The organism is Nakamurella sp., from assembly GCF_044224575.1.
Lineage (GTDB): Bacteria > Actinomycetota > Actinomycetes > Mycobacteriales > Nakamurellaceae > Nakamurella.
The window spans coordinates 43,245-58,144 of the sequence record NZ_JBGAKE010000013.1; the positions used below are offsets into that span (position 1 = coordinate 43,245).

Genomic DNA, 14,900 nt, shown 5'->3' on the forward strand with positions numbered 1-14,900 from the left:
GATTGGAGGCCGAATGGATCCTGGAGATGGAGCCGGGTCCATAATCCGGTCGTTGCCTGCGGCAGGGTCGTAGGAGCGATGTCACGATGGACCTGACCTTCGAGAGGCGGAGCTGTGCGTTTGAACACTGCCTTGGGCGAGCCTGCCAACATCTTCGAGCACCTGTGTCAGACGATCGCCGCCGATATCGTCCAGAGCATCGCCACAGTAACGGTGACCGGCGTCCGACCTTTCGGTGGGAATTACGACGGAGGAGTCGAGGTCAAGGTCAGGACGTCCGACGACCGGGTCTTTGGCCTTCAGAGCAAGTACTTCTCCGATTTCGGGAAGGAATATTCGGCTGTTCGGAAGTCGCTGGCGAAAATGCTCGCGACTCCCTCGCACGACGATGTCACCGACTTCGTCTGGTGTTCGGCGAATAAGGACACGACGGTGCGGGGTGAGGCCGTGCGGCGTTTTTCCGAAGCGGCCAAGAATTCTCTCCCACATGGCCGTTCGCTCGAAGTCCATTTCCGCTCTTTGGCGGCCATTGACGGCATACTCGCCCGAGCGAATCCCGAATTGCACGGGATGTATTTCGGATCGGGAACGGTCAGCCGGCAGGACCTCACGGATCTGTCCTCCGCCCCGTTGCGGGCTGCACTGGACAGAGTGGTGGACGAGGGCGATTTCGACTTGCACTTCCGGTCCGACCTCGAACGGATAATGGATCGGTTCAGTGGGACGGACACCGTCGCCGACTGCTCCCGACTCTCGATCTTTGTCGACGAGTTGGCACGGCGTACCTGGCATGTGACCAGAGCCCGGCGGCTCGACCTGGGCATGGAGGGCATCGAACGATCTCTGCGTGATTTGATCTCGGTCCTTGACTCGCCCGTTTCGACGCCCACCGAGGTCGAATCGCTGCTCCGCCATGAACTGACCACAACCGAGACGCTACTGAGCTCGCTGAGCAGCCTGCTGGAATCTTTGGACGACCACTACACAAGCTTGGACGATGTTGCCGACCGGGTGCGCATCGAGAGTGAGCGAGAGGCAATTCTGGGGGTAGCCAGGTCCTACCTGGCAATCCGGGACGAACTCGCTGTTGCTGCGGACCTGCGCCAGGCTCGATCGGTCTCTTTTCTTCTTGTCCGCGGACCATGGGGAACCGGCAAGACGTATCACCTCGCCAGGCATGCCCGGTCCCTCGCCCAACAGGGAATCCCCGTCCTTTTCGTCCGCGCCCGCGCATTCACCGACTCCGATCTTCCAGTGCTAAAGCAGTCCTGGCGGCGCGGATTGCCCTGCGCCGATCTGTCCCCGCGTGCTTTCACGACGCTCCTGGATTACCTTGGTGCCGGTCAATCGGGGCCAACGGTTTTGATCGTCGACGGAATCAACGAATGGGCATCACCCATCTGGCGCCACCACCTCGACGAGTTGGCGTCTCAGGTCGCCGGTACGACCCACCTCCGGGTCATTGTCACGATGCGATCCGACAGCCATCGACCGCCCGACCTGCCCACCTACGTTCACCGATCACCCGAACGACTGGCGCTGGCCCGCAGCCTGAACAACGCGGTGGGCACGCCGCCGGGGACGCTCTGGTCGGCGGCACTACACAATCCACTAATGGCCCGCATCGCCGCCAAGGTTGCGCACACGGAGCGCGCGCGCCAGCCCGAACGCGCACCCGGCCGACCATTGCTGGCACCTCTATCCGTGTCCAGATTGGTCACCAATTGGGTCACTCTTCTCGCCGAGGAGTTCAGCAACTCGGCAACCATTCCAGGGGCAACGCGATCGGCCGCTCTCGTCCACGACATTGTTGCGCACATCACGAGCAGGGGAGGATCCGCTCGTCGCTCCGATCTGCTTACCTCCCTTCCCGGTACAACCCGCTCCGCCCTGGACGAAGCTCTCGGGTTTCTATGCGACAACGGCCTCCTTGAGGATGAGGACAACGCCAATGAATTCGGGTTCCGTTGGCAGCGGGTCAAGGAGATCCACGCAGCCGACCAGCTGCTCCGTCGCGGGCGGTCCAGCGTCCGCGCATTCCTACGGGAACTGTCCGATCCGGAAGAGTTCGATGACTGGATCGATCTGTTCGCCGAATTGTGCCCGCCATCCGTCGCTGCTGAAGTTCCCCACTATCTCAGGGGCGCCGCCGGTCGAGGTCGATTGATCGAGGCGTTCAGCAGATCCCTTCAGAATCGTCCCACAGTCGATTACCTGGCGCAGACACGCTCGTTGGCTGCCGTTGCCCTGCGCGACGAGTCCTCTGCGTGGCTGGTTTGTTTCGCCGCGTTGGTCAACGTCACCGGCCTGCCCGACACGGTTTCGCCGGGCTGGCTCGCGGCGGAGCTGTCGAAAATGAGCGGCCCTCAGCGAGAAGCGATCTGGCCATCGGCGCTGGAACGCTGCCTCGACAGCGTCAACGATGCAAAGGTACTCAGCGACGTCTACACCTGGGCAGCGGGACGGGGACGCCGCGATATGCCTGCCGAATCCAAGGTGGGCCTGTCGCGATGCCTGCTCTGGTGGTCATGGACCCTCAGTCACCCCAAGGTCGTCGAGTACGCCGTCCGCTGGATCACCGAGGAGTTGTTCGAGTCTCCCCGCTCGGTCGAGGTTCTGATCAAGCAGTGCATAGAGATGAACGACGAGCACCAATTCGAGACGGTCGCGTGCGCGGCCAACGGGGTGCGGGGACGCTGGCCGGACAGTGCGACAGCCGAACACGTTTGTCGCACCGTGTTGACCGCCGCGGAGGCCTTTCGCCCACAAATGTTCAGAACCCTCCAGGAGCTGTATTTCCTGACCGGAGAGGCAGCCCAGGCCTCCGGATCCGCGTCAGGGCGGCCGCCGTTCCAGGATTTCCTTCGGGCCTGGGAGGACCCGTTGCCAAACCCCTCGTGGCTGCGCCCGCCCGGTACCGATCCGATTCTCTTGAGTCCACAGGAGCTCGCGCTCTTCGCCGACGGCATGGGTCCATCGGAGCACGCGCTGCTTGAGCACCGGTTGCTCCGGCGTGCCGGCATCGGCGCAGCCACGCTGCGCCGTGAACTTCGGCGCGAGCGCGAGGAGGCGACCGGGCGACGGCGGACATGCGCCGCCGAGCTCTACGCCGACTTGATCCGCCAGTCCTGGTACACCTATGAATGTGGCCGATTCGAGACGGGATCGCGTACCTGGTCGTCCGCGGCGGGCCATCTGAAAGCTGGTCGACCGGAGAACCCTGGCTTAGGGCTGGTATCGCCGCGTGGTGCCGCCTGGCAGTTCTCGTGCGATGCGTCGTTGCCGTTGATCCTTTCTGCCCATCGATCAGACACCGTGTCCGGTGACTGGTGGGTCCCGACCGATATCTCTACGCTCGAATGCGAATCCGACTTGTGCGTTGGCGACCCCGACGGCGTCGAATGGATTGTTGTGGACGCGTCGCTCCGCTTCAGGGATCCGCCACCCGACGAGGATCACCTGGACATCCGCATCGAACTCGCACAAACCCATATTTCGGGAGTATGGGAACCGCGGGACGGATTCCCGATGGCCGGTTCGAAGGTGCACCTGTACGCCGCCATCCGCACCAGAGTGCGGCTCGGCATCGACAAGAAGGCCACCGCCAGAGAGACACCGGGTCAAACGACTTTTGCCGAGCAAATGAGACCGCTCGGTAACGCGCGCAGGGACGGCGATGCCTGCTACTCGGAAAGCGGCGAGCTGGAGCGCCGACACACTCCAAGTAACTGCCTGATCACCCTGCTGAGTGCGACCTGGACGGGCCATGGAGTCGATTGCGTCGCCGATGGCGAACTGGTGGTGACCGATCCAAGCCTCGCCGGTCGCGGCCCCCGTGCGCTCCTTGTTCGGCGATCTGCGCTCCGTTCGGCGTTGTCGGCTCAGCGTTGTGAAGCGGTGATCGAGGTCCGGTTGGCGGACATCAACAACGACTGGGGTAATCGAGCCCATGTTCGGACGATCTCGATTCGGCCGTGATCGGTCCGTCTGCTCGCGACTCTGGCATGCTGGTCCCTTTGGTGTCGCGGCGCACCGGACCGATGCCCGATCCGGCGGCTACTCGCCCGGACGCCTGGCTGAGCCAAACAACGCGGAGGTGAGCGGCGACCTGCCCCCCGCGGCATACGGCCTACTGAGGAGCCACCCCGATTGACCGCAGGCCGGACGCCGATCACCATAAGAGCAGCACCGGGTTCAGTACCGGAGAGAAGGCCGTCATGCCCCCTGTCACTCCCCCACTGCCCGACGGCACCCCGGCCGAGGTAGTCGCGCTGTCGGGGGCCGAACCGCGCACGCCGGCCGACGACCCGGCCCTCGGGATCACCGTCACTGCGACCGCCGACGACGACCGGATCCACCGGATCGTGACCGTCGGCGACTCGCTGACCCATGGCTTCCAGAGCGCCGCGATCTACAACACCGACCTGTCCTACGGCGCGATCATCGCGTACGAGCTGGGCTGGTTCGAGCAGTTCCGGTTCCCCAGATACCCGGGCCTGGGCGGGCTCCCGCTGAACATCGAGTACCTGCTGCGCGAGCTCGAGCTGCGATTCGGACCGTCGTTCAGCCCGTTGGAGGTGCCGCTGGCCGCCCTGCGGGCGCGGAGCCTGATGAACGACATCGAGGAGTACTGGGAACGCGGTCCCGGTGCCGTCGTCCCCAACGTGACCGGGTTCAACCACGCACTCGCGGTCTTCGCCTGGGACCTGTACGACGCCCAGCACGCCACGTTCGCATCCTGCCGGCAGTTCGCGGCCGACCCGACCAACAACCTGCTCATCCCGCTGGTCGACAACGCGCCGAGCCGGGCGGCCCTGCGGGTCTATCCGCACGGCGATGCTGCGGTCGAGGCCATGACGCTGCTCGACGTGGCCGAAGCTCTGGGCGAGGACGGCGGTATCGAGACACTGGTGGTGTGGTTGGGCGCCAACAACGTGCTGGGCAGCGTGCTGCGGCTGGAACTGGTGTGGAGCGAGGACGACGGCTTCCGCGACCCCTCCAAGAAGGGCTCCTACACCGTCTGGGATCCCGCCCACTTCCGACTCGAATACGACGACCTGGTCGACCGGATCGAGCGGATCGACGCCCGCACGGTCATCCTGTGCACGATCCCGCACGTCACCATCCCGCCGGCCACCCGCGGGATGTTCGCCAAACCCGAGGGGTCGGCGTATTTCCCGTATTACGCCCGGCCCTGGGTGGCGGAGGACCGGTTCGACCCGGACAGCGACAAGCACCTGACGGCCGGCCAGGCGTGCGCGATCGACTATGCGATCGACCTCTACAACGAGCACATCGAGGAGGCGGTCCGCCTCGCCCGCACCGCCGGGCGCAACTGGTACCTGTGCGACATCGCCGGGGTGCTCGACCGGCTGGCCTACCGGCGTTACGTCAACGATCCGAGCGCCCGCCCGTCGTGGTGGACCCCCTACCCGCTGCCCGGGGCACTGGCCGGGGTGCGGCCCGAACCGGACACCCGGTTCCTCACCGCGGACGGCCGGGGCGGCCGGGCCACGGGCGGCCTGTTCTCACTCGACGGGGTGCACCCGACGACGATCGCCTACGGCATCGTCGCGCAGGAGGTGATCCGGGTCATGGAGCAGGCCGGGGTCACCTTCCGCACCCCCACCGGCGCCGTCCGCACCGGACCGATCGACGTCGACTTCGACCGCCTCATCCGGCGGGACACGCTGCTGACCGTGCCACCGCAGAACATCGACTCGACGCTGGGGGTCATCGGCTTCCTCGACGAGACGCTTGACGTGTTCGCCCAACTCATCCGGGGACAGCTCTAGTATCTGTCATTGCTAATATAAGTGCCGACTGATATATAGGAGGTGTGCACGCGTTCGACGTCCTCGGTGACCCGGTCCGGCGTCGGATCATCGAACTGCTTGCGGACGGTGAATTGACGTCGGGCAGCGTCGTGACGGCGATCGGCGCCGAGTTCGGCATCTCGCAGTCGGCGGTCTCCCAACACCTTGCGGTACTGCGCGAGTCGGGCTTCGCCACCGTCCGGCGGGCCGGTGCCCGCCGGATCTACGCGCTGGACACCACCCCGCTGAGCGAGATCGACCGATGGATCGACCGCTTCCGGCACCTGTGGAGCCAGAAGCTGGACGCCCTGCACACCGAGATCGTGCGCGGTCGACGCGCGCGGCGGGACGAGGACGGGGATTCGTCATGATCGACCTGTTGAACCAGCTGGCGCAGCTGCACCGATCCGTCGCCCAGGAGTCCGGGAATCCGGATGACGTCATCCGGGTGACCCTGCGCCGCCGCTACCCGACCGATCCGGCGGACCTGTTCGACGCCCTGACCCGACCGGAACGGCTGTCCCGGTGGTTCTCCCCGATCACCGGCGACCTGCGGACCGGCGGCTCGTTCCAGATCGAGAACAACGCCGGCGGAGAGATTCTCGACTGCCAGCCACCCGCGCTGCTGCGCATCACCTTCGGCGGCGCGAGCAGCATCGTGACGGTCTCCCTCGCCGACGCCGGCTCCGACGCAGGGACGGGCACCGAACTGACCCTGGAACACACGGTGCCACTCGCGCTGGCCGGCAGCGTCGCGGGTGCCCTGTTCGCCGGCCCCGGCTGGGACGAGGCGCTCATCGGCCTCTGGCTGCACCTTGACCATCCGGACGCGAACCGGGTCGCCACCCTGGACACCGAAGCCGGTCGGGAGTGGGCGCATCGGATCGTGCTGGCCTGGGCCGAGGTGGCCCAGGCAGCCGGGGCGCCGGACGATCAGCTCGAGACTGGGCGGCAGGCCGCCCTGGCCCAGTTCGCGCCGCACGTGCTGGCCGGGCGGCCGACCTGACCGCGCCCCGCGGGTGTGGACAACCGCGCGGATGAAGTCGTTGACGGCAGTCACAAGCGTCACTTTCGGGGCGAGTTCAGCCGCGCGGGCGTAGATGATCCGCGCGGGACGGGGGTCCGCGACGAGCCGCGAGATCCGGGCGGTGAGCGGGCCGGCGTCAGGGGGCGGCGGGGCCGACGAGCGGGTCGCGGCGACCGAACCAGGGCTTGTCCCAGCTGACGTCCTGCGATGTCAGGGGCTCGCCGCAGGCGGTACAGGTGTCGGCGGAACGGGTTTCGGCGCCGCAGGTGGTGTGGATGATCGCCATGTGGCCGCCGCCGGCGGGCAGGTCGGTGTGCGCCTCGGCCCATCCGGCCAGCGCGTGCAGCACGGGGAGCAGGTCGGTGCCGGCCTTCGTCGGTAGATATTCGTCATGGGTGCGCCGAGGGCCCCGGTACTCGCGCCGGACCAGCAGCCCGTCGCGGACCAGGGCGGCGAGCCGGCGGGACAACACCGAGTCCGAGATGCCCAGGGAGCGGAATTCCTCGAAGCGCCGCCGGCCGTGCAGGGCGTCGCGCATGATGAGCAGGGACCACGGGTCGCCGACGACGTCCAGCCCGCGCCGGACCGGGCACTGTTCCACCGACCAGTCCGACCGGAGTGCCATCGCCTGAGCCCTTCACACTTGCTTGGGGAAAGTCAATGCGGCTACAGTACCGCGAGAACCTGACTTCTTTCAAGAAAGCGAACCCGCGTGAAGCAGACCCGCCCCGTCCGCGTGCGGCGCTGGCACCCGGCGCTGACGGTGCTGGTGGTCTCGTTCCTGGCCCTGATCGCGGCGGCCGGCTTCCGGGCGGCGCCCGGCCCGTTGCTGCCCGCCCTGCAGGCCGAGTTCGGCTGGTCCACCACGGCGATCTCCGCGGCGATCAGCGTGAACCTGCTGCTGTACGGGCTGACCGCGCCGTTCGCGGCCGCCCTGATGGACCGGTTCGGGGTGCGCATCGTGACCACCTGCGCGCTGGGCCTGGTCGCCGCCGGCAGTGCGTTGTCGATCTTCGTCACGGCCGCCTGGCAACTGCTGCTGACCTGGGGGCTGCTGATCGGGTTGGGCACCGGCAGCATGGCGCTCGCCTTCGCGGCCACGATCAGCCAGCGCTGGTTCGTCAAGCACCGCGGGCTGGCGATGGGGGTGCTCACCGCCGGCGGGGCGGCCGGGCAGTTGCTGTTCCTGCCGATCATCGCCGAGGTGGCCACCCGGACCGGTTGGCGCACCGCCTCCCTGGTGATCGCCGCCGCCGCCCTGGCCATCGTGCCGGTGCTGCTCCTGGTCCTGCGGGACTACCCCGAACAGCGCGGGGTGGCGCCGCTGGGGGCCGAGCCCGGCTGGCAGCCGCCATCGCGGGTGCACAGCCGGCCCGGCCGGCGCAGCCTGCGGGCGCTGCGGACGGCCGCCCGGGTGCCATCGTTCTGGGCGCTGGCCGCCGCTTTCGCGATTTGCGGGGCCACCACGAACGGCCTGATCGGCATTCACTTCATCCCGTCCGCGCACGACCACGGCATGCCCGAAACGGTCGCCGCCGGCCTGCTCGCGGTGGTCGGCATCTTCGACATCGCGGGCACCATCGGCTCCGGCTGGCTGACCGACCGCATCGACCCACGGCTGCTGCTCGTCGGCTATTACGCGTTCCGCGGCATCGGCCTGGCCGTGCTGCCCTACTTGCTGTCCGACTCCATCGAGCCGAGCATCGTCGTCTTCGTGGTGATCTATGGCCTTGATTGGGTGGCCACCGTGCCGCCCACGGTGGCGCTGTGCCAGCGCATCTTCGGCCCGGACGGCACCGTGGTGTTCGGCTGGGTGTTCGCCTCGCACCAGCTCGGCGCCGCGATCGCGGCGCTGGGCGCCGGGGTGATCCGGGACCAGACCGGCTCCTACACCCTGGCCTGGTTGTCGGGCGCTGCGTTGTGCCTGCTGGCCGCCGGTCTGTCGGTGGCCACCCGCCGACCGGCGGTCGATCATGACGAACACGCCGTCACCACCGCGCACTGACATCGAGCCGGCGGGATCGACGCGGAGCCACCACACCCGGACGAGCACCTTCGCCGGCCTCGACCGGCTCGACCAGACGATCGCCGCCGGGGCACCCGAGGCCGTCCATCGATCCATGAGCCGCCTGGACGCGGCGCTCCTGGACGGCTGAGCCGGAATCCTCTGCCCTGGGCCGGCGGCGTGGCTACCGGCGACCGCGCGCGATCACCGACGCGAGGGCGCGCCACCCGAGCAGGAACAGGGCCAGCACGACGCCGGCGACCACGATGAAGCTCGGCGCGGTGCCCTGACCGGCGACGACCCGGGCGAGCATGCCGACGCCGATTGTGCCGGCCCAGATGAGCAGACCGGCCGGGCGGATCCGCCAGGGGTCGAACCGGCCCCGGGCGCTCCGCGAGCCGCCGACGAACGCGAGCAGCCAACCGACCAGCAGGCCGACCAGGAACGGCCAGGCGGTGCCGGCCAGCCCGACGAGAACGTCCTCGCCGTGGCTGCTCCGGCCGATCGCGGCGAAGATCAACACCAGCGCGACGTCGATCGACAGGGCGGCGAGTGGACGACGGGTGCGCGGACGGGTGGACGGATCGAGGCGGGTCACCGTTCGATCATCCCCACCCGAGCGGGCGCGACGACGAGTTCGAGGCGATCGTCACGCCCGGCGACCGGCCGTTCGCGCGGCCGCCAGCGAGCGGACGAGGACGGCACCGGGTACCGCAGCAACGGCGGAGCAGAATGTTCACCGGGCCGTCAGCCCGCCCGCGCCGGCAGGCCGGCAATCCGGCGCATGGTGTCCCGGTCGTCGGGTCGAGGGTCCCGAAAGGACTCCTCGCGGACGAACTCGGTGAATGTCGGCAATCCGAAATGCCGGACCACCGGCTCGATCTGACTGACCTGCGCCCGCATCGAGGCCACCTTCCGCGCCACTGACGTCTCGCCGCAGGTGAAGTGGACGGCCAGCTCGTCCGGATCGAGGGCCTCCGGCTGCAGGCCATCGACCATCATGTACGCGGACGACCCGGGGCCGTGGAAGCGCTCGACCCAATCGGCGGTCCTGGTCATGTACAGCAGGCGAGTGCCGGGCCGCCCGAGCCGTCCGTGGGCCCGGGTCGCCCAGCGACAGGCGGCCAGATGGTCCTGGTGGCCGGTGCCACCATCGGGACCGAAGGTCAGAATCGTGTCCGGCCGCACCCGATCCAGGATCGCGGTGATGACCGCCGCGGCCTGGTCGTCAGGCACCGCGGCACATCCGCCGTCGGGATAGCCGAGCCAGTGGTGCTCGGTGACACCGAGGATCGCCAGTGACGCGGCGAGTTCCCGTTCCCGCACGGCCCTCCGTTCTGCCGGCGACCTCGGATCGTCAGGCGGGAACCCGGCCTCGCCCCGGGTGGCCGTCACGCACACCACCCGGCGACCGGCGTCGACCGCGTGCGCCATCAGCCCGGCGCTCGCGTATGCCTCGTCGTCCGGGTGGGCCCACACCCCGAGGATCGAGCCGAGATCGCCGCTCGTATCGACAACCATCTCAGATGTCCCTTTCGCAGCAGCCCGGTTCAGCATTCGGAGGGAAGTCGTCCTCCGTTGGGGTTGAGGTCATGGCCATCCGTACACGACCGGGCCACGAATGATCCATAGTGGACTCAGACGGCTGGGGGGCAGCGTCGGAACGGAACGGCCATGGGCGGATCGAGGGCCGCACGGACGAGGCGGCTGATCGACGGGTTGATCGACCGCGCCCATTCCGAATGGCCATCGGTCACCTTCGTCCTTGCCCTTCCGTCCGGGGAACAGGTCATGCTCCCCCATCATCTCGCCGGCCTGGCGCCGTGCGGCGGCCAGCACAGCGGCTACTTCAGCGTGGTGATCCGCCCGTTCTGTGCGGCTGATCCGGCGCCCCGGGTCCACGGCACCTGCCGGATGGTCCCGCTGCACGGATCGGCGCGCCATCCGCCGGAATACCGGCTGGAGCTCCGGTCCGGCGAGGTGCTCACGGTGACGGCCGCCGATCCGACCGCGCAAACCGGCCCCACCGCCTGACGAACGGGCCGGGAACGCGAGAACCGCCCGACGCGGGAGGCATCGGGCGGTTCCGGCGACGATCCCCGGACGTGCGCCTCTCGGCACGTGGTCGCACTCGGCGACTGAAAGGGGTGGAGCCCGGGGCATGTTCTGCGAGGACCGTCGGTCATCACAACGGGCGGCATCGACGGATGCTTCCGCCGTCGGGTATGACGTGCATCACAGGTCGCGCACCGGCGGTGCCCCCCGGCCGCTCCGGACCCCGCCGCGGGGCCGGCTGATACATTCGCCGCGGCCGGAAGTGCTCCGGCGACCTGGGCTCGAGCGGCAGGCGGCGGACATGGCGCACCGGATCGTCGGCTGGTTGAAGGCCCACGATCCCGAGGGGAACGCGGGACACAAGGCGATCAAGGTCGCCGTGGCGGTCACCACCGGAGTGGTCATCGGCACCGTGCTGGGCAACGCCCAGATGACCCTGTTCGCGTCGTTCGGCGGCATCGCCATCCTGGTGTTCGCCGATTTTCCCGGCACCCGAGGCGCACGACTCGGCGCCTACGTGGGTCTGTACGTGGTCGGCCTGCTGCTGATCGCGCTGGGCACCGTCATGTCCCCCGTGGCCTGGCTCGCCGTGGCCGGGATGGCGGTGGTCGGCTTCGTCATCCTGTTCAGTGGCGTGCTCAGCGCGGCCCTGGCCGGGGCGTCCCGGGCGGCGCTACTGGCGTTCATCCTGCCGGTGATGGTGCCGGTGCCGATGGCCGAGATCCCGGCCCGATGGGCCGGGTGGACGCTGGCCTCGCTGCTGGCCGTTCCGATGGCCGTGTTCCTGTGGCCGCCCCGGGACCATCAGCGGCTGCGCACCGCGGCCGCCGCAGCCTGCTCCGCCCTGGCCGACCAGCTGGCGGCCTGGTCGGCGGGCGTCGACGCGGCCGCCCTGCGCGGCGCGCACGAGACGGCCGGGACGGCGATCGTCGAGCTCCGGGCCCAGTTCCGCCGCTCCAACGTCCGGCCGGTCGGCCTCACCGCGGGCAGCCGCCAGCTCATGCGCCTGCCCGACCGGCTCGAATGGCTGCACACGGTCGTGGACCGGCTGCCGACCGCGCCGGTTCGGACCGACCTGCAGCGCAGGGTCGCCGATGCCTGCGTGACGACCCTGCGGGCCGCCCAGGGCGTGTTGGTGCAGGCGCCGGCCACGCCCACGGACGCCAGCCGGGACGAACTGGCCGGGCGGCTCCGCGACCTGCAGCACCTGCATGTGGCGAGCCGGACCTTCGCCCGGCTGGTCAACGGGGATCCGTTCCCGCACGGCGACGACGTGCACCCGGCGACGAAGCTCGAACTCGTCTACACCACCCGGCTGACCGGGCTGACGGTCGCCGCATCCGCAGCGGCAGATGCCCGGTCGTTGATCGACCGGCTGCTCGGACGCAATGCGCCGGCCACCCCGACCGGCGAGGTCCTGCCGGTGCGCCGGGCGCTGACCGGCCACCTGAACGTCCGATCCGTCTGGTTCCAGAACAGCGTCCGGGGCGCCATCGGCCTGGCGCTGGCGGTGACCATCGCCGAGGTGACGGAGGTGGCCCATGGCTTCTGGGTGGTGCTGGGCGCCATGTCGGTCCTTCGCACGACCGCCCTGACCACCGGGTCCACCGCGCTGCGCGCACTCGGCGGCACCCTGATCGGATTCGTGGCCGGCGCGGTGATCATGCTGGCGGTCGGCACCACCCCGTGGCACCTGTGGGTGCTGCTGCCGATCACGCTGCTGGTCGCCGGCTACCTACCCGAGGCCGTGTCGTTCGTCGCCGGCCAGGCCGCGTTCACCGTGCTGGTCGTCGTCCTGTTCAACATCATCTCGCCCAGCGGCTGGGGGGTCGGGCTGGTCCGGGTCGAGGACGTGCTGTTCGGGTGCGCGTCGGCGCTGATCTCCGGCGTGCTGCTGTGGCCGCGCGGTGCGGCCGCACAGATCCGCCGGGCCGTCGCCGAGTTCTACCGGAGCGCCGCCGACGCCGTGGTCGCCGCGACCGGCCGGCTCGCCGGGGCCGCGCCGGCCGGACCGGACGGCCTGCGGGACGCGAGCGCCGTCGGCGTGGCGCTGGGCCGAGCGGCGGAAGCTTCCCTGCGACTGGACGACGCCCTGCGCGAGTACCTGTTCGAGCGGGGCACTCGCAACGTCCCGCTCGAGGCGTTGACATCGCTGTCCAACGGGGCCGTCCGGACCCGGATGACGGCGGAAGCGATCGCCGAGCTGCCTCCGACGGCCTCGCCCCCGCTCGAGCCGGCAGCGCATGCCGTGGCGGCCTCGGCCGAGGCGACCCGCGGCTGGTTCGATCGGCTGGCCGAGCGGTTGGAGCGGGCCAGCCCGCGCCCGACCGACCCCGCACCGCCCCTGCTGGACCCGGCCGAACCGGTCGCCGAGCCGGCCGTCGTCGCGGACGTCCGGCAGGTCCTGGACAGTGACGACGACCCGGCAACGCGTCAGCGACTCCTGGCCGACGGCCACAACCTGTGGATGGCCGCGCTGTACGTGGACAACCTGGTCTGGCTGCAACGGCGCTTGCCGGGCCCGGCCACCGAGCTGATCGGACGCTCCGCGGGGCCACCATCGACCGCAACGGACCAGGGAATCGAGTCCACCGGTGCGGGGGCGCCCACGGTGACCGGGACGTCCGCTGGAACCGGGACGTCTGCGGCTACCGGAGCGCCTGCTGGAACCGAGGCGTCCGCACCGGAGGAGCCGGACGCGTCGAAAACCGCCGGGCGGTGAGCGAGCCCGGACCAGCCACCCGGCGGCGGTTGCCGGGTCCGTTCGCCTTGGTGATCGGCCTGGTCCTGGTGCTGCTGCACGGCCTGCCGTGGTGGGTGCTGGTGCTTGCACCGCGATGGCCGGTCGGGCTGTTCTGGACCGGGACCGTGACGATCCTGATTGCGGTCGCCACCTTCCCGGTCGCGATGATCCGCGGTCACGGCCGTCGGCACGACGACCGGTGGGCCATCGCGGGTGACAGCTGGCTGGGGGTGATCTGGCTGCTCTTCAGCTGGTCGGTGATCGGTGGCGTGGTCGACGTCGGCCTGCTGCTCGGTGGCGTCCCGAGCCCCACCGCCCAGCGGTGGACGGCCGGGACAGTGCTCGTCGTCGTGCTGATCCTCGCAGCCTGGGGCATGCGGCAGGCGCTGCGGCTCCCCCGCGTCCGGCGGACCCAAATCACCCTCGACCGGCTCGATCCCGCATTCGACGGCACCCGGATCGTGCTGCTCGCCGATACCCACTACGGCCCGATCGACCGGGCCCGCTGGTCGGCCCGCTTGGTCGACGCGGTGAACCGGCTCGACCCGGACGTCGTCGCCCACGCCGGCGATCTGGCCGACGGGTCCGTCGACCAACGCCGCGCGCAGGTCGCGCCGCTGGCGTCGGTGCGAGCCGGGCTGGCCCGGGCCTACATCACGGGCAACCACGAGTATTTCTCCGGTGCCGAGCCGTGGGTTCGGCACATGGCGGACCTGGGTTGGTCGGTGCTGCACAACCGGCATCTGATCCTGCGGCGCGGGACGGCCCACCTGGCGCTGGCCGGCATCGACGACCTCACCGCGGCCGGGTCCGGGCTGCCGGGCCATCACGCGGACCTGCCCGCGGCCCTGGCCGGCATCCCATCGGACGTCCCGGTGGTGCTGCTGGCCCATCAGCCCAAGCAGGTCCGGGCCGCGGTCGCGGCCGGGGTCGATCTGCAATTGTCCGGGCATACCCACGGCGGCCAGATCTGGCCGTTTCACCTCCTGGTCCGGGTGGAACAGGGCGCGCTGCAGGGACTGTCCCGGCCCGGCGGTCGAACCCAGCTGTACACCACCCGCGGCGCCGGCTTCTGGGGTCCGCCGCTCCGGGTGTTCGCGCCCAGTGAGATCAGCCTGCTGATCCTGCGGTCGGGATCGCCGCAGCCCCGCACCTGATCAGCCCGGCCCGGCCCGCCTGCGGCACCCCGCGCTCCTCGGCTCGTCCACCCGTGCACGGCTCCCCCGCTGCCCGGCCCGCCTGCGGCACCCCGCG

Annotated in this window: 11 protein-coding genes; 8 read left to right on the forward strand and 3 right to left on the reverse strand. The window is 69.6% G+C overall.

Going from position 1 to position 14,900, the window contains the following annotated elements:
• Nucleotides 1-120: 120 nt before the first annotated feature.
• The 4 genes from ACILSK_RS15735 (at nt 121) to ACILSK_RS15750 (ending at nt 6,822) form a co-directional block, all read left to right on the forward strand.
• Nucleotides 121-3,978: a hypothetical protein gene (locus ACILSK_RS15735; protein WP_395728117.1), complete on the forward strand. Its 3,858-nt coding sequence runs from the start codon at nt 121-123 to the stop codon at nt 3,976-3,978.
• 239 nt (nt 3,979-4,217) lie between these two features.
• Nucleotides 4,218-5,795, forward strand: coding sequence for a hypothetical protein (locus ACILSK_RS15740; RefSeq protein WP_395728118.1), 1,578 nt, complete (start codon nt 4,218-4,220; stop codon nt 5,793-5,795).
• 44 nt (nt 5,796-5,839) lie between these two features.
• A complete protein-coding gene (locus ACILSK_RS15745; protein ID WP_395728119.1) occupies nt 5,840-6,187 on the forward strand; it encodes an ArsR/SmtB family transcription factor in 348 nt (115 codons plus the stop codon).
• Nucleotides 6,184-6,822, forward strand: coding sequence for an SRPBCC domain-containing protein (locus ACILSK_RS15750; RefSeq protein ID WP_395728120.1), 639 nt, complete (start codon nt 6,184-6,186; stop codon nt 6,820-6,822). Before ACILSK_RS15745 ends, ACILSK_RS15750 begins: the two co-directional genes overlap by 4 nt.
• 157 nt (nt 6,823-6,979) lie before the next feature.
• Here ACILSK_RS15750 and ACILSK_RS15755 read toward each other — a convergent pair whose 3' ends face one another.
• Nucleotides 6,980-7,468: a winged helix-turn-helix transcriptional regulator gene (locus ACILSK_RS15755; RefSeq protein WP_395728121.1), complete on the reverse strand. Its 489-nt coding sequence runs from the start codon at nt 7,466-7,468 to the stop codon at nt 6,980-6,982.
• An 87-nt stretch (nt 7,469-7,555) separates the two neighbouring features.
• Between ACILSK_RS15755 and ACILSK_RS15760 the strand changes: the two genes are divergently transcribed.
• On the forward strand, nt 7,556-8,848 hold the full coding sequence (locus ACILSK_RS15760) for an MFS transporter (protein ID WP_395728122.1): 1,293 nt from the start codon (nt 7,556-7,558) through the stop codon (nt 8,846-8,848).
• A 184-nt stretch (nt 8,849-9,032) separates the two neighbouring features.
• Here the strand turns inward: ACILSK_RS15760 and ACILSK_RS15765 are convergent, their stop codons facing one another.
• Both ACILSK_RS15765 and ACILSK_RS15770 read right to left on the reverse strand, forming a co-directional pair.
• Nucleotides 9,033-9,446, reverse strand: coding sequence for a DUF3054 domain-containing protein (locus tag ACILSK_RS15765; protein WP_395728123.1), 414 nt, complete (start codon nt 9,444-9,446; stop codon nt 9,033-9,035).
• Nucleotides 9,447-9,595: 149 nt separating this feature from the next.
• Nucleotides 9,596-10,369: a PIG-L deacetylase family protein gene (locus tag ACILSK_RS15770; RefSeq protein WP_395728124.1), complete on the reverse strand. Its 774-nt coding sequence runs from the start codon at nt 10,367-10,369 to the stop codon at nt 9,596-9,598.
• Between the two features lie 270 nt (nt 10,370-10,639).
• Between ACILSK_RS15770 and ACILSK_RS15775 the strand changes: the two genes are divergently transcribed.
• The 3 genes from ACILSK_RS15775 to ACILSK_RS15785 all read left to right on the forward strand — a co-directional run bounded on the left by ACILSK_RS15775 (nt 10,640) and on the right by ACILSK_RS15785 (nt 14,803).
• Entirely contained in the window at nt 10,640-10,882 is a 243-nt protein-coding gene (locus tag ACILSK_RS15775) for a hypothetical protein (protein WP_395728125.1), read from the forward strand.
• 322 nt (nt 10,883-11,204) lie between these two features.
• Nucleotides 11,205-13,625 (forward strand): FUSC family protein, encoded by a 2,421-nt coding sequence (locus ACILSK_RS15780; RefSeq protein ID WP_395728126.1) that lies wholly within the window; start codon nt 11,205-11,207, stop codon nt 13,623-13,625.
• The gene (locus ACILSK_RS15785) at nt 13,622-14,803 is read left to right on the forward strand and encodes a metallophosphoesterase (protein ID WP_395728127.1); all 1,182 of its coding nucleotides are present in this window, start codon (nt 13,622-13,624) and stop codon (nt 14,801-14,803) included. The genes ACILSK_RS15780 and ACILSK_RS15785 overlap by 4 nt, the downstream gene beginning before the upstream one ends.
• Nucleotides 14,804-14,900: the final 97 nt, after the last annotated feature.

Bases quoted from the DNA above. Each gene is read 5' to 3' on its own strand.
- ACILSK_RS15740 (WP_395728118.1), top strand. From the start codon at position 4,218: ATGCCCCCTGTCACTCCCCCACTGCCCGACGGCACCCCGGCCGAGGTA.
- ACILSK_RS15750 (WP_395728120.1), top strand. From the start codon at position 6,184: ATGATCGACCTGTTGAACCAGCTGGCGCAGCTGCACCGATCCGTCGCC.
- ACILSK_RS15755 (WP_395728121.1), bottom strand. From the start codon at position 7,468: ATGGCACTCCGGTCGGACTGGTCGGTGGAACAGTGCCCGGTCCGGCGC.
- ACILSK_RS15770 (WP_395728124.1), bottom strand. From the start codon at position 10,369: ATGGTTGTCGATACGAGCGGCGATCTCGGCTCGATCCTCGGGGTGTGG.
- ACILSK_RS15775 (WP_395728125.1), top strand. From the start codon at position 10,640: ATGCTCCCCCATCATCTCGCCGGCCTGGCGCCGTGCGGCGGCCAGCAC.
- ACILSK_RS15780 (WP_395728126.1), top strand. From the start codon at position 11,205: ATGGCGCACCGGATCGTCGGCTGGTTGAAGGCCCACGATCCCGAGGGG.